This is a genomic window from Microvirga pakistanensis, from assembly GCF_004458765.1.
Lineage (GTDB): Bacteria > Pseudomonadota > Alphaproteobacteria > Rhizobiales > Beijerinckiaceae > Microvirga > Microvirga pakistanensis.
The window spans coordinates 21,468-42,969 of the sequence record NZ_SPJX01000296.1 but is presented as its reverse complement, the minus strand read 5'-3'; the positions used below and the strand labels follow the sequence as shown (position 1 = coordinate 42,969).

19 protein-coding genes are annotated in these 21,502 nt (G+C 66.5%); 16 read left to right on the top strand and 3 right to left on the bottom strand.

The features are described 5' to 3' along the window. Positions 1 to 149 precede the first annotated feature (149 nt). Positions 150 to 2,453: an NADP-dependent malic enzyme gene (locus E4K09_RS16165; protein WP_134498755.1), complete on the top strand. Its 2,304-nt coding sequence runs from the start codon at positions 150 to 152 to the stop codon at positions 2,451 to 2,453. A 222-nt stretch (positions 2,454 to 2,675) separates the two neighbouring features. Here the strand turns inward: E4K09_RS16165 and E4K09_RS16160 are convergent, their stop codons facing one another. Together E4K09_RS16160 and erpA are read right to left on the bottom strand one after the other, a co-directional pair. Further along, complete coding sequence (locus tag E4K09_RS16160) at positions 2,676 to 4,526, bottom strand: hypothetical protein (protein WP_134498753.1); 1,851 nt, start codon at positions 4,524 to 4,526, stop codon at positions 2,676 to 2,678. Positions 4,527 to 4,613: 87 nt separating this feature from the next. Continuing rightward, on the bottom strand, positions 4,614 to 4,940 hold the full coding sequence (gene erpA / locus E4K09_RS16155) for an iron-sulfur cluster insertion protein ErpA (RefSeq protein WP_134498751.1): 327 nt from the start codon (positions 4,938 to 4,940) through the stop codon (positions 4,614 to 4,616). A gap of 141 nt (positions 4,941 to 5,081) precedes the next feature. Here erpA and E4K09_RS16150 point away from each other — a divergent pair, with 141 nt between their 5' ends. The 14 genes from E4K09_RS16150 to E4K09_RS16085 all read left to right on the top strand — a co-directional run bounded on the left by E4K09_RS16150 (position 5,082) and on the right by E4K09_RS16085 (position 19,459). After that, on the top strand, positions 5,082 to 6,296 hold the full coding sequence (locus E4K09_RS16150; RefSeq protein WP_134498749.1) for a deoxyguanosinetriphosphate triphosphohydrolase: 1,215 nt from the start codon (positions 5,082 to 5,084) through the stop codon (positions 6,294 to 6,296). Positions 6,297 to 6,488: 192 nt separating this feature from the next. Further along, the gene (gene argS / locus E4K09_RS16145; RefSeq protein ID WP_134498747.1) at positions 6,489 to 8,249 is read left to right on the top strand and encodes an arginine--tRNA ligase; all 1,761 of its coding nucleotides are present in this window, start codon (positions 6,489 to 6,491) and stop codon (positions 8,247 to 8,249) included. Positions 8,250 to 8,357: 108 nt separating this feature from the next. Next, positions 8,358 to 9,803, top strand: coding sequence for an SPOR domain-containing protein (locus E4K09_RS16140; protein ID WP_134498745.1), 1,446 nt, complete (start codon positions 8,358 to 8,360; stop codon positions 9,801 to 9,803). A gap of 64 nt (positions 9,804 to 9,867) precedes the next feature. Continuing rightward, positions 9,868 to 10,887: a beta-N-acetylhexosaminidase gene (nagZ, locus tag E4K09_RS16135; protein WP_134498743.1), complete on the top strand. Its 1,020-nt coding sequence runs from the start codon at positions 9,868 to 9,870 to the stop codon at positions 10,885 to 10,887. A 40-nt stretch (positions 10,888 to 10,927) separates the two neighbouring features. Beyond that, positions 10,928 to 11,737, top strand: coding sequence for a segregation and condensation protein A (locus E4K09_RS16130; protein ID WP_134498740.1), 810 nt, complete (start codon positions 10,928 to 10,930; stop codon positions 11,735 to 11,737). Between the two features lie 17 nt (positions 11,738 to 11,754). Further along, positions 11,755 to 12,468: an SMC-Scp complex subunit ScpB gene (gene scpB / locus E4K09_RS16125; RefSeq protein ID WP_244610538.1), complete on the top strand. Its 714-nt coding sequence runs from the start codon at positions 11,755 to 11,757 to the stop codon at positions 12,466 to 12,468. Continuing rightward, a complete protein-coding gene (locus E4K09_RS16120; RefSeq protein WP_134498738.1) occupies positions 12,465 to 13,589 on the top strand; it encodes an ABC transporter ATP-binding protein in 1,125 nt (374 codons plus the stop codon). The genes scpB and E4K09_RS16120 overlap by 4 nt, the downstream gene beginning before the upstream one ends. A 56-nt stretch (positions 13,590 to 13,645) precedes the next feature. Beyond that, positions 13,646 to 13,894, top strand: coding sequence for a twin-arginine translocase TatA/TatE family subunit (locus tag E4K09_RS16115; RefSeq protein WP_134498736.1), 249 nt, complete (start codon positions 13,646 to 13,648; stop codon positions 13,892 to 13,894). 60 nt (positions 13,895 to 13,954) lie between these two features. After that, a complete protein-coding gene (gene tatB / locus E4K09_RS16110; protein WP_134498734.1) occupies positions 13,955 to 14,485 on the top strand; it encodes a Sec-independent protein translocase protein TatB in 531 nt (176 codons plus the stop codon). Next, a complete protein-coding gene (tatC, locus tag E4K09_RS16105) occupies positions 14,485 to 15,291 on the top strand; it encodes a twin-arginine translocase subunit TatC (protein WP_134498732.1) in 807 nt (268 codons plus the stop codon). Before tatB ends, tatC begins: the two co-directional genes overlap by 1 nt. A 150-nt stretch (positions 15,292 to 15,441) precedes the next feature. Further along, positions 15,442 to 16,803, top strand: a complete 1,362-nt coding sequence (gene serS / locus E4K09_RS16100; RefSeq protein WP_134498730.1) for a serine--tRNA ligase — start codon at positions 15,442 to 15,444, stop codon at positions 16,801 to 16,803. Between the two features lies 1 nt (position 16,804). Continuing rightward, complete coding sequence (surE, locus tag E4K09_RS16095; protein WP_134498728.1) at positions 16,805 to 17,566, top strand: 5'/3'-nucleotidase SurE; 762 nt, start codon at positions 16,805 to 16,807, stop codon at positions 17,564 to 17,566. Positions 17,567 to 17,577: 11 nt separating this feature from the next. After that, positions 17,578 to 18,258 carry a protein-L-isoaspartate O-methyltransferase family protein gene (locus tag E4K09_RS16090; RefSeq protein WP_134498726.1) on the top strand — a complete coding sequence of 227 codons (681 nt, stop codon included), beginning with the start codon at positions 17,578 to 17,580 and terminating at the stop codon, positions 18,256 to 18,258. A gap of 172 nt (positions 18,259 to 18,430) precedes the next feature. After that, the gene (locus E4K09_RS16085) at positions 18,431 to 19,459 is read left to right on the top strand and encodes a M23 family metallopeptidase (RefSeq protein WP_244610530.1); all 1,029 of its coding nucleotides are present in this window, start codon (positions 18,431 to 18,433) and stop codon (positions 19,457 to 19,459) included. A 374-nt stretch (positions 19,460 to 19,833) separates the two neighbouring features. Here E4K09_RS16085 and E4K09_RS16080 read toward each other — a convergent pair whose 3' ends face one another. Then, complete coding sequence (locus tag E4K09_RS16080; protein ID WP_134498722.1) at positions 19,834 to 20,709, bottom strand: ATP-binding protein; 876 nt, start codon at positions 20,707 to 20,709, stop codon at positions 19,834 to 19,836. 333 nt (positions 20,710 to 21,042) lie between these two features. Here E4K09_RS16080 and yajC point away from each other — a divergent pair, with 333 nt between their 5' ends. Continuing rightward, positions 21,043 to 21,378, top strand: a complete 336-nt coding sequence (gene yajC, locus E4K09_RS16075) for a preprotein translocase subunit YajC (protein ID WP_244610529.1) — start codon at positions 21,043 to 21,045, stop codon at positions 21,376 to 21,378. Positions 21,379 to 21,502: the final 124 nt, after the last annotated feature.

Genomic DNA, 21,502 nt, shown 5'->3' with positions numbered 1-21,502 from the left:
TTCGGCAGCGCTCATGCGCTGCCGAAGCGTTTTTGGGCCTCCCCTGCGAGTGGATGTCAAATAGGTCGCGAGAGAAGAACATTGACGCCGGGAGCCGTGGCGCTCACAAGGGCCTGTGACATGCAACGGTTGGTGTAAGGAGCGTTGGGATGGGAGACAACATCTCGCAGGATCTGAAATCGGGGGCGATGTTCTACCACCAGCACCCGCGTCCCGGTAAGCTCGAGATCCAGCCCACCAAGCCCCTCGGCAACCAGCGCGACCTGGCGCTCGCCTATTCCCCCGGCGTCGCCGCCCCCTGCGAGGCCATCGCGGCCGATCCGGCGCAGGCCGCGAACCTGACCTCCCGCCAGAACCTCGTGGCCGTGATCTCCAACGGCACGGCGGTGCTGGGCCTCGGCGATATCGGCCCGCTCGCCTCCAAGCCCGTGATGGAGGGCAAGGCCGTCCTGTTCAAGAAGTTCTCCGGCATCGACGTGTTCGACATCGAGGTGGCCGAGAAGAACGTGGACAAGCTCGTGGAGGTGATCGCGGCGCTCGAGCCCACCTTCGGGGGCATCAACCTGGAAGACATCAAGGCTCCCGAATGCTTCGAGCTGGAGGAGCGCCTCAAAAGCCGCATGGGGATCCCGGTCTTCCACGACGACCAGCACGGCACCGCGATCATCGTGGGCGCCGCCGTCACCAACGCCCTGGAGCTGGCCGGCAAGAGCATCGGCGAGGTGAAGATCGTCACCTCCGGAGCGGGCGCCGCCGCGCTCGCGTGCCTCAATCTCCTCGTGTCGCTCGGCGCCAAGCGCGAGAACATCTGGGTCACGGACATCGAGGGCGTCGTCCATGCAGGCCGCAACGAGCTCATGGACCGCTGGAAGTCGGCCTATGCGCAGAAGACCGATGCGCGCACGCTCGGTGACGTCATTCCCGACGCGGACGTGTTCCTCGGCCTTTCGGCCGGCGGCGTTCTCAAGCCCGAGATGGTGGCGAAGATGGCGCCGCGCCCGCTGATCCTGGCGCTGGCCAACCCTTACCCCGAGATCATGCCGGAGGAGGCTGAGGTGATCCGCCCGGACGCCATGATCTGCACGGGCCGCTCGGATTATCCGAACCAGGTCAACAACGTCCTCTGCTTCCCCTACATCTTCCGCGGCGCGCTCGATGTGGGCGCAACCACCATCAACGAGGACATGAAGGCGGCCGCCGTGAAGGCGATTGCGAGCCTCGCCCGCGAGGCTCCGTCCGAGGTCGTGGCGCGCGCCTATGGCGGCGAGGCGCATCCCTTCGGGCGCAAGTCCCTGATCCCGAGCCCCTTCGATCCGCGCCTGATCCTGCGCATCGCGCCGGCGGTGGCTGAGGCCGCCATGAGGTCCGGCGTCGCCACGCGGCCGCTGGAGGATCTCGACGCCTACGCCGAATCCCTGAGCCGCTTCGTGTTCCGCTCGGGCTTCATCATGAAGCCGCTCTTCTCGCAGGCGAAGGCGAACCCGAAGCGGGTGATCTATGCGGAGGGCGAGGACGAGCGCGTGCTGCGCGCCGTGCAGGTGATCGCGGAAGAAGGCCTTGCGAAGCCGATCCTGATCGGTCGTCCCAACGTGGTGGAGGCGCGCATCAAGCGCTTCGGTCTCTCCATGAGCATCGGACGGGAATTCGAACTCGTGAATCCGGACGACGATCCGCGCTATCGCGATTATGTGGCCTCTTACGTGGAGGCCGCGGGCCGCAAGGGCATCACGCCCGATGCGGCGAAGACCCTCGTTCGCACCAACTCCACCGTGATCGGCGCGCTCGCCGTGCGGCGCGGCGATGCGGATGCGCTGATCTGCGGCCTCGAGGGACGCTTCCAGTCTCGGGTCAAGCACATCAAGGACATCATCGGCCTTGCTCCGGGCGTCCATGAGATGGCGGCGCTCTCGCTCGTCATCACGTCGAAGGGCGCCTACTTCCTGGCCGACACGCATGTGCAGTTCGACCCGAGCGCCGAAGAGATCTCCGACATGGCGATCGCCTGCGCGAGCCACGTGCGCCGCTTCGGCATGGAGCCGAAGATCGCACTGGTCTCCCATGCGGATTTCGGCGCGGCTGATACCCGCTCGGCGATGAAGATGCGCGAGGCGCTCGCCTGCATCAACGAGCGTGCGCCCGACCTTGAGGTCGATGGCGAGATGCAGGCCGACGCCGCCCTCTCCCAAATGATCCGCGACCGGGTGAATCCGGGCTCGCGCCTGACGGGCGAGGCGAACGTTCTGATCATGCCGAACCTGGATGCGGCCAACATCGCCTTCCAGTTCACGAAGATCCTGGCGGATTCGCTGCCCGTCGGTCCGATCCTCATCGGTCCGGCCAAGCCCGCGCATATCCTGACGCCGTCGGTGACCGCCCGCGGCATCGTCAACCTGACCGCCATCGCCGTGGTGGAGGCCCAGGCTGCCGAGCAGGATCAGCCGACGCTGATCTAGTCTCCATCTCTCCGTCATGGCCGGGCTTGTCCCGGCCATCTTGTTGTGAAGAGCTTTGCGCTTCGTGTGATTGGGATCGCCGGCGCAGGGCTGATGACGTGAAGGACACAAGAGCCGTGTCTCCGTCGTTGTGGCCGCACGAGATGCAGCCATCCACGTCTTCACAGCCGCTACGCCACGAAGACGTGGATCCCCGGAACAAGTCCGGGGATGACAGGGAGGTTACTCCGCCTTCGCGGTGATCTTGAGCTTGTCCAGCGCCGCCTTCGGGTCGGAGGCGAGCATCGCGTCCATCAGGCCGAAGCCCGATGGGTTCTTGGGCTGGGCGTCGATCGTGAGCTTGCCGGGCTTCTCGATGAAGCGGGCGACGGCCCCGCCCAGAATCCGCGCCTGCTCGGAATTGCCGATCATGCTCGACACGATGAGCGGCGTGGCTCCCGCATAGAGCTTTTTCAGCGCATCGGGCGTGGTGCCCTCGTCCTTGGCGGCCTTCTCCAGGTAGCGTTCGACCAGTCCCCGGTTCTCAATCACGACGCTGGCCGATTTCGCCCTGGCGCCGATCAGCGCGGCCGCGGCCGTCGCCTCGTCGGGGCTGAAGAGATCCGGGCTGGCATTGCCGATGAGACCCGTCAGGCGCAGGCTTCCCAACTCTTTGGTGTCCATCGAGAATTCCCGGATGGCGATCTCCTGCGAGGCCTCGTTCCAGGCGGCCGCCACGACGAAGGAGCCCTCGATGGCGTTGTAGCCGAGGCCCTTGAGCTGCTGGGCGAGCTCGTCGTCGCTGCTATCGGAAAGAGGTACGGAGATATCGCGCTGCTCGAAGCGGATATTCGTCGGAATGCCGTTGCGCGGCTTGTCGGCCGTGACCTCCAAGAGCCCCCACGTGACACGCACGCGCTCGTCGGGCTTGTCCTCGGCCGCAGGCGCATCGATGTCCATGTCCGTGATGCGCAGGGTTCCGAGAGTCGGGATGAGACTGCGCCATGCGGCCCTGTCGAGGTCCGCCAGCTGCTTGCCCTCGAGCGCGTTGAGGCCTTCGAGGGTCGGCGCCAGGGAGAAGCCGGACAGGCTGACGGCGCCGATTTTCACGCGGGACTCCGTTTCCGTGACGTCGAGGCCCTCCATGCGGAACTCGGGCGTCTGCGAGCCGACAGCGCCGGTATAGGCGATACGGGCAACGGAGCCGGTTGCCTTGTTCTCCTTCTCGTCGCCTTTGAACGTGATGCCTGTCGCTTCCACGAGGCCGGCGTCGAAGGCGCCGAGAAGGTCGACGACGATGGGCAGGAGACGGATCTGCTCTTCGGGCGCGGTCGTTTCCTTCCCGGCCAGTTCGGAGATGGCGGAGATCGTCCCCTGCCAGGAATCCTTCGTCGGCCTGGCCATGATGTCCCGGCCGCTCAGGCGGGCGATCTGAGCGCTATACAGGCCCGCGCCGTCGCTGATGTCGATCCTGTCGATGGAGAAGGCGCTGTAGATCCGGGTGAGCGGAGCGGAGGCGTCCTTCGTCTCGTAGAGCTTCGCGAAGGCGGGGGCGTCGAAGTCGCTGAGAGTGGTGCGCCCGTAGCTGATGAGGGTCTTGTCCGGACCGCCCGTTTCCTCGATGGCGGAGGTCTCGACCGTCAGTGACGCGATCCTGCCGCGGACGATGTCGTTGAGGGAAACGTTCCGGTAGGAGGCCGTCTGCGTCTCCTTGCCGAGCTTCTGCGTGACCTTCAGCTCGGGGATGCTCACCTGCTTGATGTCGATCCGGGCGAGCTTGTCGGCCAGGGGCTCGGCGGTGGAGGAGAACAGGCTCTCGATCTCGCCGCGCGCCATGGAGGCGCCGCTGAACGAGACCTGCTTGGCCTCGTAGGTGGCGCCGCCCCAGGTGAAGCGGACGTCGTTCAGGGTGAAGCTGTCCGCCGTCTGGGCCAGGGCCATGCTCCAGAGCGACGTCCGCACGGCTCCGACGGAGAGCTGCTGCGGACCGCTGCCGACGACCACGTCCCGCAGGATTGCCGGCTCGAATTGCATGGCCGCCGTTCCGGCCAGGAGGGCGAGGGCGCACACGCCCGAACGGTAACGAAACGTCATCTTGGTCCCCGCAGGAAAAAAGGCCCGGACTTCTGGAAGCCTTCGGGCCGGAATCTCGCAGCGGAGGCTAGAACGGGAGACAGGGTTTCACAAGGAGAACGACGTGCCGCAACCGCAGGAGGCGGTGGCGTGGGGATTCTCGATCTTGAAGGATTGGCCGATCAGGTCGTCCACGAAGTCGATCACGGAGCCATCCATGTATTGGATGGACACCTCGTCCACCACCACCGTGGCTCCGTCCTTCTCGATGATAAGGTCGTCGTCCTGCCGGGTCCGGTCCACGTCGAAGGCATACTGGAACCCCGAACAGCCGCCCCCGTTGACGCTGATTCTCAGCATCGAGCCTTCCGGCTCGGCGGCCATGATCTCGTTGATGCGACGGGCGGCGCGTTCGGTGAGGGAAATTCCGGTCATGGGTACTTCCGGTCCTTGAGAGGACATAAGTATTGGACAAGCTCTTGATTTACATGATTTTGTCAGAAAACCGGGTGCCGCTTTTCCGATTCATGCTCTAAGAGCAAGGTAAGTGCGCCCTGACGAGGCTTCAACCCGGGAATGATCGTGCGGCCCTTTGGCGAGAGATGGCGAGCCCCGTATGCCTGCGATCCGTGGGCGAGCCGCGGACGGCTTTATCCCACGCCGGTCTCGCCGACCCGCAGCGAGTTCCAGCGCGACCGCGACCGGATCATCCATTCGTCGGCGTTCCGGCGGCTCAAGCACAAGACGCAGGTGTTCGTCTACCATGAGGGCGACCACTTCCGGACCCGCCTGACCCATACCATCGAGGTGAGCCAGATCGCCCGGGCCCTGGCGCGGTCGCTGGGCCTCGACGAGGACCTTGCCGAGGCCCTGGCGCTGTCCCACGACCTCGGGCACACGCCTTTCGGTCATACGGGCGAGGACACGCTCGAGGAGTGCATGGCGGGGTTCGGCGGCTTCGACCACAATGCCCAGGCGCTCAGGATCGTCACCCGCCTGGAGCGGCGCTATCCGGACTATGACGGGCTCAACCTCACCTGGGAGACCCTGGAGGGTCTGGTCAAGCACAACGGGCCGCTGCTCGATACGCAGGGGGGGCCGACCCTGCGCTATGCCGAGCGCGGCGTGCCGCTCGCCATCACTGAATACAATGCGGTTCAGGACCTGGAACTCGCCACCTTCGCCAGCGGCGAGGCCCAGGCCGCGGCGATCGCCGACGACATCGCCTATGACGCCCACGACATCGACGACGGCCTCAGGGCGGGCTTGTTCAGGATCGACGACCTGCGCGAGGTGCCGCTCCTCGACGAGATCCTGACCGAGGTCGACGGGCGCTGGCCGGGCCTCGACCTGTCGCGGCGCATCCACGAGCTGGTCCGCCGGGTCATCACGCGCTTCGTGGAGGATGTGGTGGCCGAGGGCGATCGGCGCATCGCGGCCCTGTCGCCCCGATCCGCCGAGGAGATCCGCCGGGCCGGCGAGACGATGGTCTGCTTCTCCAAGCCCATGCGCGAGGCGGACGCCGCCATCAAGCGCTTCCTCTATGCCCGCATGTACCGCCATCCCGAGGTGATGCGGGTCCGGGCCCAGGCCGATCAGGTGCTGCGGGACCTGTTCCGCCGCTTCAAGGCGGAGCCGCGGCTGATGCCGGAGGAGTGGCAGGCGGACCTGCCGGAGGACGACGAGGCGCGCCTCGCGCGCCGGGTGGCGGATTACATCGCCGGAATGACGGACCGATATGCGATCCTTGAACACCGGCGCCTGTTTGACGTGACGCCGGACTTGCGTTAGGCGCGGCTGAGCCTTTTGAAAGTCTGCCCGCAGACCTCATCCTGAGGAGCCGCGAAGCGGCGTCTCGAAGGGTGATCCAGAGGATGCTGGAGACGCCCTCGTCCTTTGAGACGGCCTAAAGGCCTCCTCAGGATGAGGGCTTGCGAAGCGGTTTTGTCGACTGGGTTAGGCCGGTCATTGAGATGAAGTACCATGAACATTTTCGCGTTGTTTGAGAAGCGGGTTGCCGATGCGCTTGGCCGTCTGGCCGGCGAGGGGAAGATTCCAGCGGGGCTCGACGTGAGCCGCGTCGTGGTCGAGCCGCCGCGCGACCCCTCCCACGGCGATCTCGCCACCAACGCCGCCATGGTGCTGGCCAAGGAGGCGCGCATGAACCCGCGCGCGCTCGCCGAGCTGCTCGTGGCCGACCTGAGGCAAGACCCGCGCGTCACCACGGTGGAGATCGCGGGCCCCGGCTTCATCAATATCCGCCTTGCTCCCGCTCTCATGCACGAGGTGCTGCGCGCCGCCGTGGTGGACACCGCCGGATTCGGCCGGAGCGGGCAGGGGGGCGGCACCGCCGTCAACGTGGAATACGTCTCGGCCAATCCAACGGGCCCGATGCATGTGGGGCATTGCCGCGGCGCCGTGTTCGGCGACGCGCTCGCCGGCCTCCTCGACTTCGCCGGCTACAAGGTGACCCGCGAGTACTACATCAACGACGCGGGTGCGCAGGTCGATGTGCTCGCCCGCTCGGCCTACCTTCGCTACAAGGAAGCCCTGGGCCAGGAGATCGGCGAGATCCCCGAGGGGCTCTATCCGGGCGATTACCTCAAGCCCGTCGGCGAACGGCTCGCCCGGGACCATGGCCAGGGCCTGCTCGACAAGCCGGAGGCCGAGTGGCTGCCGCTGGTCCGCGAGGCCGCCATCGACGCCATGATGGAGATGATCCGCAACGACCTCGCGGTGCTCAACATCCACCACGACGTGTTCTTTTCCGAGCGCTCCCTGCAGCTTGGGGCCGAGGATCAGGTGAAGAAGCTGATCGAGGACCTGCGTTCCCGCGACCTCGTCTATATGGGCCGCCTGCCGCCCCCCAAGGGCCAGAAGGACGAGGATTGGGAGGACCGCGAGCAGCTTCTGTTCCGCGCGACCGCCTTCGGCGACGAAGTCGATCGTCCGCTGCTGAAGTCGGACGGTTCCTACACCTACTTCGCCTCGGACATCGCCTATCACCGCTCCAAGTACGAGCGCGGCTTCGCCTCCATGATCGACGTATGGGGCGCCGATCACGGCGGCTACGTCAAGCGCATGCAGGCGGCCGTGAAGGCGGTCACGGACAACAGGGGCGACCTCGACGTGAAGCTCTGCCAGCTCGTCAAGCTCCTGCGGGGCGGCGAGCCGGTGAAGATGTCGAAGCGCTCCGGGGACTTCGTGACCCTGCGCGACGTGGTGGACGAGGTGGGCCGGGACGCGGTGCGCTTCATGATGATCTTCCGCAAGAACGACGCCACCCTGGACTTCGACCTCGCGAAGGTGGTCGAGCAGTCCAAGGACAACCCGGTCTTCTACGTGCAATACGCCCACGCCCGCTGCGCCTCGATCTTCCGTCAGGCGGCGGAGGCCTATCCGGGCGAGGACTTTTCGGCGGCCGAGCTCCAGAAGGCTGATCTGGCGATTCTGAGCGACGAGGCGGAAGCGGACCTCATTCACCGCATCGCTCAGTTCCCGCGGACAGTGGAATCGGCGGCCGAGGCTCACGAGCCGCACCGGGTCGCCTTCTACCTCTATGACCTCGCCAGCGCCTTCCATAGCCTATGGAACAAGGGCAAAGACTTGCCGCAATTACGCTTTGTTAATCTAACTGATAAAGATTCAACGAAAGCGAGGCTTGCTCTCGTGCATGCCCTAAAGGGGGTGCTCGCATCCGGCCTCGCGATCCTGGGCGTTACGGCACCCGATGAAATGCGCTAACATTTTCCCAAGCGGATCAACTGCTTGGGAAGTGTTCGTGCCGGATACCGTAACGTCGTGCCGGCGGAGCGTTTTAGGGCTTCTGTCGCGTAACTGGAGAACCGGCGCATGAGCGAATCACCGAAGCCCCGTTTTGCGGTCGATCTCAACGAGATCGAGCAGCACCTTGCCCAGGCGGGCTCCCCCCCACCCAAGTCCGCCGCCGCAACGCGCAACGATCCGTTGGCGGAACTCGCCCGAATTGTGGGCCAGGACGACCCTTTTCAGGCCATTTTGGCCAATGACGGCGCTGCGCGCCCACGCCAGCAGCCCTCTGCGGTCGATGGCCTCTTCGCAGACCGCGACACTGTGACGCCCCGCTCGCGTCCGGCTCCGCCTCAGGCGCGCCAGCCCTCGTTCGAGGCGCCGGATGTCCAACTGGGCGGTTATGCCCAGCCCGAGGCCCCGCGCGGTCACGCTCAGGCTTACGCCTATGACGAGCCGGCTTCGGCCTACCACCAAGTGTCCGATCATCGGGACGCGCAGGGGGACGGGTATTATGACGAGGAGGGCTACGGCCGGGACGATTATCCTCAGCCCGAGCGCCTCAATTATCCGGCGATCAAGCGGCAGCGCTCCCGCAAGGGCTTGGTGGCCATGGGTGCGATCGTCGGCGCGATCGCCATCGGCGGCGCCGGAGCCTATGTGGTCACGGGTTCCTCCGGCCCGGCAGGCCGTGAACCGATTCTGGTTCAGGCGACCAAGGATCCGGTCAAGGTGCAGCCGCAGAATCCAGGCGGGGTCGAAATCCCCAATCAGAACAAGCAGATCTACGAGCGCACGCAGAACACCGACACCAAGGTGGTGAACCGTGAGGAACAGCCCGTCGACGTGAAGCAGGCGGTGTACTCCAGCGGCGGTTCCGCGACGGCCGACGCGACGGGCGCGACCGTCCCGGGCGCCGCTTCTCCTGGCCGCAGCGGCTCCAACAGCTTGAATCTCGGCGAGCCGCGCAAGGTTCGCACCGTCACGATCAGGCCCGACGGCACCGTGGTCGGCGCGCCGGAAGCCGCCCCTGCGCAACCGGCTCGGGCCCCTGTCCCGACCATGACCATGCCGGCTGCAGCCCAGCCCGCAGCGGCGCAGACAGCTGCAGCCCAGCCCAAGGCTGCCTCGGCCACGCCTGTCGCGGCTCCGGCAACGCCCGCCCCGGCGCCGAAGCCCGCGCCGGTTGCGGCCCCGGTGGACGCCACGCCTGCCGCAGCGCCGGCTCCGCAACGGGTGGCCTCGGCCCAGCCCGTTCCGGTGGCACCGGCGGACACGACGACATCGGTCGGCGGCTATGCCGTCCAGCTGGGTCTCGCCAATTCGGAAGGGGCCGCGGAATCGGCCTTCGCCTCCTATCAGCGGAAATACCCGGACCTCGAAGGCCGGTCGTCCCTGATCCGCAAGGCCGAGGTGAACGGCAACACGATCTATCGCGTCCGGGTCGGACCGATGTCGCGGGAAGAGGCTTCCTCTCTCTGCTCCAAGCTGCAGGGGCAGGGCGGCCAGTGCTTCGTGGCCAAGAACTAGGTTCGCCGGAACGAGGCCGACAAGACTTCTTGACCGGTTCCATGAAGGGACTTAAGGCGCGGGCATGAAAACCCGTGCCTTTATTGCCGGATGCTCCGGCACCGAGCTGACCCCCGACGAGATCGCCTTCTTCAAGGAGGCGGCCCCCTGGGGCTTCATCCTGTTCCGGCGGAATATCGACACGCCCGGGCAGGTGAGGGCGCTCTGCGCGTCCTTAAGGGAGGCTGTCGGCCGGGAGGACGCCCCGATCCTGATCGATCAGGAAGGCGGCCGGGTTCAGCGCATGGGCCCTCCCCATTGGCCGAAATACCCCTCCGGCGCCACCTATGGCGCTGTCCATGCCAACGATCCCCTGGTGCAGCGGGAGCTGGCGCGTCTCGGCGCGCGGCTGATCGCCCACGATCTGCGTGCCGTCGGCGTGACGGTGGATTGCCTGCCGGTGCTCGACGTGCCGTCCCCCGGAGCGCACGACGTCATCGGCGATCGGGCCTATGGCAAGACCCCGGACAAGGTGGCCGTGCTCGGCCGCGCCGCCGCCGAGGGGCTCCTGGCGGGCGGCGTCCTGCCGGTGGTCAAGCACATTCCCGGCCATGGCCGGGCCGGCGCCGACAGCCATCTGGCCCTTCCGGTGGTCGAGGCCTCGCGCGAAGAGCTGGAGCGCCACGATTTCGCGCCCTTCCGCATGCTCACGGACATGCCGCTCGCGATGACCGCCCACGTGGTCTACACGGCCCTCGATCCGGAGCGGCCCGCAACGACCTCTCCGATCGTCGTCCGCGACATCATACGCGGCCATATCGGTTATGACGGGCTTCTCATGACCGACGACCTGTCCATGAAGGCCCTGTCGGGCTCCTTCCGCGAGAAGACCGAGGCTGCCTTCGCGGCGGGCTGCGACATCGCCCTGCATTGCAACGGCCAGATGGACGAAATGGCGGCCGTGGCCGAGGCGGCCCCGGTTCTGGACGGCGCGGCCCTGCGCCGGGCCGAGGCGGCGCTCGCCCGCATCCGGCACGAGCCGGAGCCGCTCGACCCTGTGGATGCCCGTGCGAGACTCGACGCGGCACTTGCGATGACGTCTTAACCGCCGCAAGGTCGAGCCCCCGCGCAGCCGAGTATCGCCCATGGCCAAGCCCCTACCGTTCGAGGATGTCGAGCCTGTCGCCGAGCGCGCGGACGGCGAACCCGCGCTCCTCGTCGACGTGGACGGTTTCGAGGGTCCGCTCGATCTGCTGCTGGAGCTTGCCCGCCGCCAGAAAGTGGACCTGCACCGCATTTCGATCCTGGCCCTGGCCGAGCAGTACATCGCCTTCATCGAGGAGGCGCGCCGCATGCGCCTCGAGCTTGCGGCCGATTACCTCGTGATGGCGGCCTGGCTCGCCTATCTCAAGTCCCGCCTCCTGCTGCCTGAACCTCCGAAAGGCGAGGAGCCGAGCGCAGAGGAACTGGCCACCGCCCTGGCCCTCCGCCTGAAACGTCTGGAGGCCATCCGCGAGGCCGCCAGAAAGCTCGGCGAGCGGTCGCTCCTGGGCCGCGACGTCTTCGCCCGTGGCGCACCGGAACCCGTGGTCGTCAACAGGAACTCCCGCTACGAGGCGGGCCTCTACGACCTGCTCAAGGCCTATGCCCAGCAGAGGCAGGTGCAGTTCAACAGCCGGGTGTCCCTGCACAAGCGGACCGTGTGGTCCCTCGTCGATGCGCGCGAGGCCCTGGAGCGCCTCGTGGGGCATCTAAGCGATTGGGTGACGCTCGATACCTATCTGGTGGAATACATGGTCGAGCCTTCCATGCGGCCGACCATTCTGGCCTCGGCCCTGTCGGCGACCCTTGAAATGGTCCGGGAGGGCAAGCTCACGGTCAGGCAGGATGAAGCCTTCGCCCCGGTCTGGGTCAAGTCTGTTGCCGACCCGGCCGAGACAGGAGCCCCGTCATGATGGACGAGACAGCCGAAATGCAGGATGCGGACGCGTCCGCAGAGACCCTGGCCGAGAGCCGCGTGCCCGATCACGGCGAGGCGATCCGCATTGCCGAGGCCCTCCTGTTCGCCTCGGCCGCGCCGCTGAGCGCGGCGGAGCTGGCGGGCCGCCTGCCGGAGGGCGCGGATATCGAGGCGATCCTTCGCGACCTTCAGGAGCTTTATGCGCTCCGGGGCGTCAATCTCGTCCGGGTGGCGGGCAAATGGGCGTTCCGCACGGCAAGCGATCTGGCCTTCGTGCTCGCCCGCGACGTGGTCGAGCAGCGCAAACTCTCCCGCGCCGCCATGGAGACCCTCTCGATCATCGCCTATCATCAGCCGGTGACCCGCGCGGAGATCGAGGAGATCCGGGGCGTGGCCACCTCCAAGGGCACCCTGGACCTGCTGCTCGAGACCGGTTGGATACGCCTTCGCGGCCGCCGCAAGGTGCCGGGCCGTCCCGTGACCTACGGCACCACGCCCGCCTTCCTCGATCATTTCGGCCTCGACGCCATCGAGGACCTGCCGGGCCTCGAGGAGCTGAAGGGGGCTGGCTTCATCGAAGGCCGCGTTCCGTCGGGCATGTCGGTGCCGGTTCCCTCCGACGCGGAGGCCCTGCGCGCGGACGAGGATCCTCTGGACCACGACGATCTCTTCCAGGAGCCCCTCGAGATGCATCAGACCGACACCCGCGGAACCGACGACGAATGAGCGACAGGCCCGCCGTCTCCGGCCGCGACCGATTCAGGCTTCCCCGATGGGGGCAGCGCGGGACGGCGGGCGCGTCGATTCCGGCCCAGCTCGCCTTCGAGAACATCGTCCAGACCTACAACGCCGTCCAGGCTCTGAACGGCGTGTCGCTGACGGTCGAGCCGGGAGAGCTCGTCTGCCTTCTCGGCCATTCGGGCTGCGGCAAGACCACGCTCCTGCGCATCGCCGCGGGCGTCGAGGCTCCCACCTCGGGCCGGGTGCTGATGGACGGCCGCGAGGTCAGCGGCGCGAAGACCTTCGTGGAGCCGGAGCGGCGGGGCATCGGCCTCATGTTCCAGGACTACGCCCTGTTCCCGCACATGACGATCCTGCAGAACGTGATGTTCGGCTTAGGGGATCTCTCGGCCGCCGAGGCCGGCATCGCGGCCCGCCGCGCTCTGTCCCGCGTGGGGCTCGATCATTACGCGAACGAATTTCCTCATACCCTGTCCGGCGGGGAGCAGCAGCGCGTGGCGCTGGCGCGGTCCATCGCGCCCAGACCCGGCGTGCTGCTCATGGATGAGCCGTTCTCCAACCTCGACAGGCGCATGCGCGATGCCATCCGGGACGAGACCGTCGCGATCCTGCGGGAAACCCGCGCGACGACCATCGTGGTCACGCACGATCCCGAAGAGGCCATGCGGATCGCCGATCGGATCGTGCTGATGCGCGCAGGCAGCATCGTCCAGCAGGGCACCGCCGAGGAGATCTACCGCAGCCCGGTCAATCTCTTCGCCGCCCGGTTTTTCTGCGACTTCAACGAGATCGAAGGCCAGGTGCGGAACGGGCAGGTGAGCTGCGCCGTGGGCGTGTTTCCGGCGCCGCATCTGCCCGAAGGCCCGGCCATCGTCTGCGTGCGGCCGCAGGGGGTGCGGCTGAAGCCCTCCGGCTTCTGCCTGCCGGGACGTGTGGTATCACGCCGCTTTCTCGGCGAGGTCGATCTGGTGCATATCGACGTGCCCGGACTCGAGCGTCCGCTCCAGGCCCGCGTTCACGATCCCGTTGGCGTCAAGGAAGGCCAGGATGTGGGCATCGAGGTTGGACCAAAGGATGTCCTTGTTTTCGCCGCGTCCGACGCATAGGTTGGCCGCGACTTCATATTCCAAAGCCGCGCCTGTCACGGCGCAGGAGGATTGCCATGGGTGGCGCTAGTATTTGGCACTGGATCGTCGTGGGTCTGATCGTCGTCCTGCTGTTCGGACGGGGCAAGATCTCCGACCTGATGGGCGATGTCGCAAAGGGCATCAAGGCCTTCAAGAAGGGCATGAACGAGGACGACGCGCCGAAGCCGGTGCAGCCGTCCGAGCCGGTGCGTACGCTCGACCATCAGGCGGGCGCCACCGGCGCCCAGACGAATGCCGCGACGACGGATCACAAGGTCGGTTGAGTTTTCGGTGGCGGTCACGCTCGTGGCTGCGGTGAGTAAAGGCAGGGTCGGGGCCACGCCATGTTGGACATGAGCTGGGGTGAGGTCATGGTGATCGGCGCCGTTGCGCTGATTGTGATTGGCCCGAAGGACCTGCCGCGCGCCTTGCGGACAGTCGGACAGGTCACGGGCAAGCTTCGCCGCATGGCGGCGGAGTTCCAGGGGCAGTTCAACGAGGCGATCCGCGAGGCCGAGCTCGACGAGGTCAAGAAGCAGCTCCAGGGCGTGAACGACTCCGTCTCCAACCTCAACACCACGAACTTCAACCCCATGCAGAAGATCCGGGACGAGCTGAAGGGGGCCGTCGAGGCGCCGGTGACGGCAGCAGCCGAGCCGCCTGCGCAGCAGCCGACGGGTGATGCCTCGATCCAGGCCATCGTCGAAGGCCGCGCCCCTGCGCCGCCCGATCCGCTGATCGATCTGCCGCCGCCGCCGATGGACGACCCGGCCGAAGCCATTGCCGAATCCCTCCGCCGTGAGGCAGAGGCCGAGGCGCGGAAAGCTGCTGCCGTTCCAGAAGCGGCCCTTGAGAAACCGGACGCAAAGGCCTGATGACCACCGCCCCGATTGAAGAGGATGAGGTCGAGGCATCGCGCGCGCCTCTGATCGAACATCTGACCGAGCTGCGCTCGCGCCTGATCAAGGCGATGGTGGCGTTCGTCGCCATGTTCTTCGTCTGCTTCGCAGGCGCCAAGTACATCTACAACGCGCTGGTGTGGCCCTATGTGCTCGCGGTCGGCTCGCCGGAGAGGGCCCACCTCGTCTATACCCACGGGCTCGAATACCTGTTCACCCAGATACAGGTCGCGGCCTTCGGCGCGGGCTTCCTGGCCTTTCCGGTGATCGCCGCCCAGATCTACAAGTTCGTGGCACCCGGCCTCTACAAGAACGAGCGGCGGGCCTTCCTGCCGTATCTCGTCGCGACGCCGGTTCTCTTCGCGGTCGGCGCGGCCTGCGTGTACTTTATCGCCATGCCGCTGCTGATGCGCTTCTCGGTCGGCATGCAGCAGCTCGCGACCGACAATGCGCCGGCGATCGAGTTTCTGCCCAAGGTCAGCGAGTACCTGTCGCTGATCATGACCCTGATCTTCGCCTTCGGCATCTGCTTCCAGCTGCCGGTGATCCTGACCCTGCTGGCCCGCGCCGGAATCATCGATTCGGAGTTCCTCAAGAGCAAGCGGCGCTATGCCGTCGTGATCGTCTTCGTGATCGCGGCGGTACTGACGCCTCCGGACGTGATCAGCCAGTTCGCGCTCGCGATCCCCACCCTGCTTCTCTACGAGGCGTCCATCCTCTCCGTCCGCATGGTCGAGAAGAGGCGCGCGGAAGCCGAGGCCGCCCGCGCGGCGGAAGGGTAAGGCGCCCCGGGGGCTCAAGCCCGCTGATCCTTGCGCGAACGATGCGCCGCCTGAGAGGAAGCACCGGATTGATCCCGAAAGCGGGTTCCCCTTTCGGGTCCGATGCTTTAGGCAGGGCCGCGTCACCAACAGGCTCAAAAAGTCACTCCCATGCACGACATTCGTTCCATCCGCGACAATCCCGCGGCTTTCGACAAAGGCCTCCGGAACCGGGGCATGGGGCCCTTGTCCGAGCGCCTGATCGCCCTCGACGATGCCCGCAAAAGCGCCGTCTCGGCCCTGCAGGCCGCCACCGAGCGCCGCAACGCTCTCTCTAAGGAGATCGGCCAGGCCAAGGCCAAGAAGGACGAGGCGCGAGCGCAGGAGTTGATGGCCGAGGTCGGCCGGATCAAGGAATCGATGCCCGCGCTGGAAGAGGCCGAGCGCATGGCCGAGAAGGCCCTGTTCGAGGCGCTCGCGGCGATCCCGAACATCCCGAAGGACGATGTGCCTGTCGGAGACGACGAGCACGGCAACGTGGAGCGCCACCGTTTCGGCACGCCCCCGAAGACCAACGGTGCCAAGCAGCATTTCGAGATCGGCGAGGCCCTCGGGCTCATGGATTTCGAGACCGCCGCCAGGATCTCGGGCGCCCGCTTCGTTGTCCTGAAGGGCCAGCTCGCCCGACTCGAGCGGGCGCTCGGTCAGTTCATGATCGACCTGCACGTCAGCGAGCACGGCTACACGGAAGTGAACCCGCCGCTCCTGGTGCGCGACGAGACAATGTTCGGCACGGCGCAGCTGCCGAAATTCGAGGACGATCAGTTCTGGGCCTTTCCGGGCTCCTCGCTCGAGCAGGCGGTCCTTGCCGCCTTCGAAGGGCAGCCGCGCGAGGCCGTCCAGAAGATGATCAGGGATGCCCGCTACGGCATGATCCCGACGGCGGAAGTCACCCTCACCAACCTCGTGCGCGAGCAGATCCTCTCCGAGGAGGAGCTGCCCCTGCGGTTCACCGCGCTCACGCCGAGCTTCCGCGCCGAGGCCGGTTCCGCCGGTCGCGACACGCGCGGCATGATCCGCCAGCATCAGTTCGTGAAATGCGAGCTCGTCTCGATCACGACGCCGGACACCTCCGCCGACGAGCATGAGCGCATGCTCGCCTGCGCCGAGAACGTGCTGAAGAAGCTGGAGCTGCCGTTCCGCACCATGACCCTCTGCACGGGCGACATGGGCTTCTCGTCGACCAAGACCTACGACATCGAGGTCTGGCTACCGGGGCAGGGGGCCTATCGCGAGATTTCGAGCTGCTCGGTCTGCTCCGACTTCCAGGCGCGCCGCATGAATGCCCGCTACCGCCCGGCCGGAGAGAAGTCGCCGCGCTTCGTGCACACGCTCAACGGCTCGGGCCTCGCGGTCGGGCGCACCCTCGTGGCCGTTCTGGAGAACTACCAGAACCCGGACGGCAGCGTCACGGTCCCGGCGGCCCTGCGGCCCTACATGGGCGGTCTCGCCCGCATCGAGGCCAGAGCCTGACATGCGCATTCTCTGCACCAACGACGACGGCATTCACGCTCCCGGGTTGAAGACCTTGGAGACCATCGCCCGCGCCCTGTCGGACGATGTCTGGGTGGTTGCGCCGGAGACGGACCAGAGCGGCGTCGCTCATTCGCTCTCCCTCAACGATCCCCTGCGCCTCCGGGAGATCTCCGACCGGCATTTCGCCGTGAAGGGGACGCCGACCGATTGCGTGATCATGGGCGTGCGCGAGCTGATGCGCGAGCACAGGCCCGACCTGGTGCTCTCCGGCATCAATCGCGGGCAGAATGCGGCCGAAGACGTGACCTATTCCGGCACGGTGGCGGGCGCCATCGAGGGCACCCTGCTCGGGATTCCCTCGATCGCGCTGTCGCAGGCCTATGGGGCGGGAAGCCGCAACGCGCTGAAGTGGCACTGCGCGGAGCATCACGGGCCCAAGGTGATCCGCAAGATCCTGGAGGTGGGCATCGACCGGGGTATTCTCGTCAACGTCAACTTCCCGGATTGCGAGCCGGACGAGGTCCGGGGCACCGCGGTGGTCAACCAGGGGCAGCGCACGCAGGAGCTCCTGCGCCTGGACGCGCGTCTCGATGGACGCGGCAATCCCTATTACTGGATCGCCTTCGCGCGCGGCCCGTTCGATCCCGGGAACGGGACGGATCTCTGGGCGCTGGCCGACAGGCGCATCGCGGTGACGCCCCTGCGCATCGACATGACCGACGAGCCGACGCTGACCCGCTACGCGCAGGCCTTCGGCTGAAAGGGGCCGGGATGAGCCAGGAGCCTTTCTTCTCAGAAGCGGGAGGCCGCGACGAGCAGGAGGCCATCGGCGTTGCATCCTTCATCCTGTCGCTCCGCGCAAAGGGCATCCGCGACACGGCGCTGCTGCGGGCCATGGAGCTCGTTCCGCGGGACGTATTCGCGCCACGGCGGTTCCGCGACCTGTCGCGGACCGATATCGCCCTGCCGATCCCCTGCGGACAGACGATGACGGCGCCCGGAACCGTGGCGGCCATGCTCCTGGCACTGGGCGTCGCCCCGGGGCAGCGCATTCTCGAAATCGGCACGGGCACCGGCTATGTGAGCGCCCTGATGGCGCATCTCGGGGCGCAGGTGACGAGTGTCGAACGGTTCAATACCCTTGCGGAAAGCGCCAGGCTGCACTTGAACATCGTCGAGGCGGGCAGGGTGCGCGTGGAGGTCGGCGATGGCCTCGCCGCGCGCGTGCGCGATCGGTTTGACCGGATCCTGGTCAACGGTGCGTGGTTCGAGATCCCGACGACGCTCACGTCGCTTCTCGGCCCCGGCGGGCGTCTCGTGGGCGCATTGACCCAGGAGGGTGCGCCGCGCATCGTTCGGATCGACCGCTCGCCGGACGGCGCCTTCAGCCAGAGCCTGGGGGCTCCCTTGCGCATTGCCCGGCTGGTGACCGGCATTGCGGCAACACTCTGATCGAATCGAAAAATTTTCGCGACACGGTTACGACAATTTTCTTGGCGTCAACCGTTGCTTAACCTGAACAGCGCTTTAATCGCCCCATCAAGTTGCGTGCGGTTGGGGTATTTTAGTCATGCGGTTGCGTGCGGGTTCTGGGCAGTGGGTTGCGGTATCGCGGATCGCCCTTGTGAGTTTGATCGGCAGCGCGGCGGCCGCCTGTAGTGGCGACAGCCTGCGGTTTTCGGAGAATCCGTTCTCCAATCCGTTCGCCAATAGCGAGCGCGTTGCGCCCGGTACGCCGACGGCGTCTCAGGAGCCTCCCACTCCCTCCTATTCGGCGGCTCCGCTGCCGACCCCTTCCGTGCAGGCGCAGGCCCTTCCCCCGGTGCAGGCTCAGCCGCTGCCACAGCCCTCGCGCATGGCGTCAGCCCCCGCTCCGGTCCAGCCCTCGCGTCCCGCGCCGATGAGCCCGGCACCCAGCCAGCCGAAGGTGCGCTTCGTCGATCAGACGAAGGTCGCCACGAGCGATCATCCGGTTCCGGTCGAGCCCGCCCGGCGCACGCGCCCCGTCATGCAGGCTTCCGCCCCGGCCGTGGCTCCGGCTCCCGCCCCGGCGAGGATGAAGCCCGCTCCCGTCCAGCAGGTTGCCTCGGCCACGAACGAGCCGCTGGTGTCGCCCGCGCGGCCCCTCGAGCCTCAGAAGGTCGCTGCCATCGAACCCCAGCCCATGAAGTCCGCTCCGGTGGCCACGCAGAATGTCGCGCCGGCTCCGGCTCCTGCGCCGGTTTCGCAGCCCGAGACGGCGAAGGCTTCCGTGCAGGAGCCCGAGCAGACGGCAAGCCTGTCCGCCAGCAACTTCCGCTGGCCGGCCCGGGGCCGCGTCATTGCGGGATTCGGCGCCAATGGCGGCAACGAGGGCATCAACATCGCCGTCCCCGAGGGCACCCCTGTGAAGGCTGCCGAGGCCGGCACCGTGACCTATGCAGGCAGCGAGGTGAAGGGCTACGGCAACCTCGTCCTGATCCGCCACGACAACGGCTTCGTCACGGCCTATGCCCATAACAGCGCGCTCAACGTGAAGCGCGGCGATCAGGTGAAGCGCGGCCAGGTGATCGCCACCGCCGGCCAGACCGGCAACGTGACCTCGCCGCAGCTGCATTTCGAAATCCGCAAGGGCGCAAGCCCGGTCGACCCGATCAAGCATCTGGCCGACTGAAGCATCGGACCCAAAAGTGGACCGCCCTTTTGGGATGAATCCAATGCTCTCATTCCAGTATCGATTTGGATTGGCTTCCGAGACCCGAGGCTGATCAAGCAAAGGGACGGTGGAGCTCAGCCACCGTCCCTTTGGCGTTTGACCCGTGGGTTTTCACAATCATCAAGCTCTTGCATTCCTCCTTGCGGCGAGGAGTAGGGTTAGGTCACGGCTTGGCCGGAGACGCGTTGACCACCTCTGCCGGGCGGGAGAGGTCGGACCGAAGGCCCGGGTGAGGGGTGCGCCCCGTCCGGATAAACCTGTAACCCCTCACCCCAACCCTCTTCCTGAGGGAGAGGGAGCCGCGCCAGAGCCGTAGCGCCTCAGGATGATCTTCAGATCACCTTGCCCATCCGCCCCGCAAGATCCTGTATGAACTGCCAGGCGGTGCGGCCGGAGCGCGCGCCGCGGGTGGTAGCCCATTCCAGGGCCTCGGCCCGGATGGCGTCGCGGTCGCCGCCGAGGCCGAGATGGTCGACATAGCCGAAGATCATGTCGAGATATTCGTCCTGGCTGCATTTGTGGAAGCCGAGCCACAATCCGAACCGGTCGGAGAGGGAGACCTTCTCCTCGATGGCCTCGCCCGGGTTGATCGCCGTGGAGCGCTCGTTTTCCATCATGTCACGGGGCAGAAGATGACGGCGGTTGGAGGTGGCGTAGAAGATCACGTTGTCCGGGCGACCCTCGATGCCGCCTTCGAGCACCGCCTTCAGGGACTTGTAGGACGTGTCGTCCGCATCGAAGGACAGATCGTCACAGAAGACGATGAAGCGATGCGGGTCCGAGCGGAGGAGGCCCATGAGGTCGGGGAGGGTTTCGATATCCTCCCGGTGGATCTCGATGAGCTTGAGGGGGCGGGCCTCGGGGGGCTTGGTGGCGTTGATCTCCGCGTGGACCGCTTTCACCAGCGACGACTTGCCCATGCCGCGCGCCCCCCAGAGGAGGGCGTTGTTGGCGGGCAGGCCACGGGCGAAGCGGGCGGTGTTCTCGGCCAGCTGGTCCCGGACCCGGTCGATGCCCCGGAGCAGGGTCATCTCGACCCGGTTCACCTTGGGCACGGGGGCGAGCCTGCGGCCCGCCGCGTGCCAGACGAAGGCGTCCGCCGCCCCGAAATCCGCCACCGGGGCGGCAACGGGCGCCAGGCGCTCCAGAGCGTCCGCGATGCGCTTCAGGAGGTCCAGGGATTCGGGGGAGGTGCGATCGGCGGGCATGGGTGTCTGACTTCAAGAAAAGGTGAGGAGGTCGTGCTTAGCGCAAAAAGCGTCCCCCGGTCCATGGAGGAGAAAGGGCTGATCCTCGCCATTGTGCCTCCTCCTCGTCATGCCCGGCCTTGAGACGGGCATGACGAGGAGGTGAGGAAAGGCAGGGATCACCGGCACGGAGCCGGTGACGGCGCGAGAAAGGCGGCAGGAGCCTTGGGAAAGCCCTCCAACTTCATTGATTTCGTGGAGTCGATCGGTATAGTCCGCCCACTTTCAGTCTCGTTTGGCGCGGGTGGGCTCCCATGAGAAGCCCGCCTCGCGCCTTTATCCATGGAGAGCCGCTTGTTCATTTCACCCGCTTTCGCACAAGGGGCCCCCGCTGCCGGGGGCGGAATGGATGCCATCATCCAGTTCGTCCCGTTCATCCTTATCTTCGTGATCATGTGGTTCCTGATCATCCGGCCGCAGCAGCGCCGCGTGAAGGCCCATCAGGAAATGATCAAGAACGTGCGCCGCGGCGACACGATCGTGACCTCGGGCGGCATCATCGGCAAGGTCTCCAAGGTTCTGGAGGATTCCGCCGACATCGAGGTCGAGATCGCCGACAACGTGAAGGTGAAGGTCGCTCGCGCGATGATCTCCGAGGTCCGTTCCAAGACCGAGCCGGTGAAGGCTTGAAAATAATCGACCGGCCCTCGGGCGGGCGCATCGTGCGGAAAGTGGACCCGGTTTTCCGCCATCAACGATGCGCCATGTTAAACGGGGGAGCATCGGATGGGTCCTAAAAGTGGTGTCCACTTTT

Coding starts and splice junctions, on each gene's coding strand:
- E4K09_RS16165 (WP_134498755.1), top strand. CDS start 150: ATGGGAGACAACATCTCGCAGGATCTGAAATCGGGGGCGATGTTCTAC.
- E4K09_RS16160 (WP_134498753.1), bottom strand. CDS start 4,526: ATGACGTTTCGTTACCGTTCGGGCGTGTGCGCCCTCGCCCTCCTGGCC.
- erpA (WP_134498751.1), bottom strand. CDS start 4,940: ATGACCGGAATTTCCCTCACCGAACGCGCCGCCCGTCGCATCAACGAG.
- E4K09_RS16150 (WP_134498749.1), top strand. CDS start 5,082: ATGATCGTGCGGCCCTTTGGCGAGAGATGGCGAGCCCCGTATGCCTGC.
- argS (WP_134498747.1), top strand. CDS start 6,489: ATGAACATTTTCGCGTTGTTTGAGAAGCGGGTTGCCGATGCGCTTGGC.
- E4K09_RS16140 (WP_134498745.1), top strand. CDS start 8,358: ATGAGCGAATCACCGAAGCCCCGTTTTGCGGTCGATCTCAACGAGATC.
- nagZ (WP_134498743.1), top strand. CDS start 9,868: ATGAAAACCCGTGCCTTTATTGCCGGATGCTCCGGCACCGAGCTGACC.
- E4K09_RS16130 (WP_134498740.1), top strand. CDS start 10,928: ATGGCCAAGCCCCTACCGTTCGAGGATGTCGAGCCTGTCGCCGAGCGC.
- scpB (WP_244610538.1), top strand. CDS start 11,755: ATGCAGGATGCGGACGCGTCCGCAGAGACCCTGGCCGAGAGCCGCGTG.
- E4K09_RS16120 (WP_134498738.1), top strand. CDS start 12,465: ATGAGCGACAGGCCCGCCGTCTCCGGCCGCGACCGATTCAGGCTTCCC.
- E4K09_RS16115 (WP_134498736.1), top strand. CDS start 13,646: ATGGGTGGCGCTAGTATTTGGCACTGGATCGTCGTGGGTCTGATCGTC.
- tatB (WP_134498734.1), top strand. CDS start 13,955: ATGTTGGACATGAGCTGGGGTGAGGTCATGGTGATCGGCGCCGTTGCG.
- tatC (WP_134498732.1), top strand. CDS start 14,485: ATGACCACCGCCCCGATTGAAGAGGATGAGGTCGAGGCATCGCGCGCG.
- serS (WP_134498730.1), top strand. CDS start 15,442: ATGCACGACATTCGTTCCATCCGCGACAATCCCGCGGCTTTCGACAAA.
- surE (WP_134498728.1), top strand. CDS start 16,805: ATGCGCATTCTCTGCACCAACGACGACGGCATTCACGCTCCCGGGTTG.
- E4K09_RS16090 (WP_134498726.1), top strand. CDS start 17,578: ATGAGCCAGGAGCCTTTCTTCTCAGAAGCGGGAGGCCGCGACGAGCAG.
- E4K09_RS16080 (WP_134498722.1), bottom strand. CDS start 20,709: ATGCCCGCCGATCGCACCTCCCCCGAATCCCTGGACCTCCTGAAGCGC.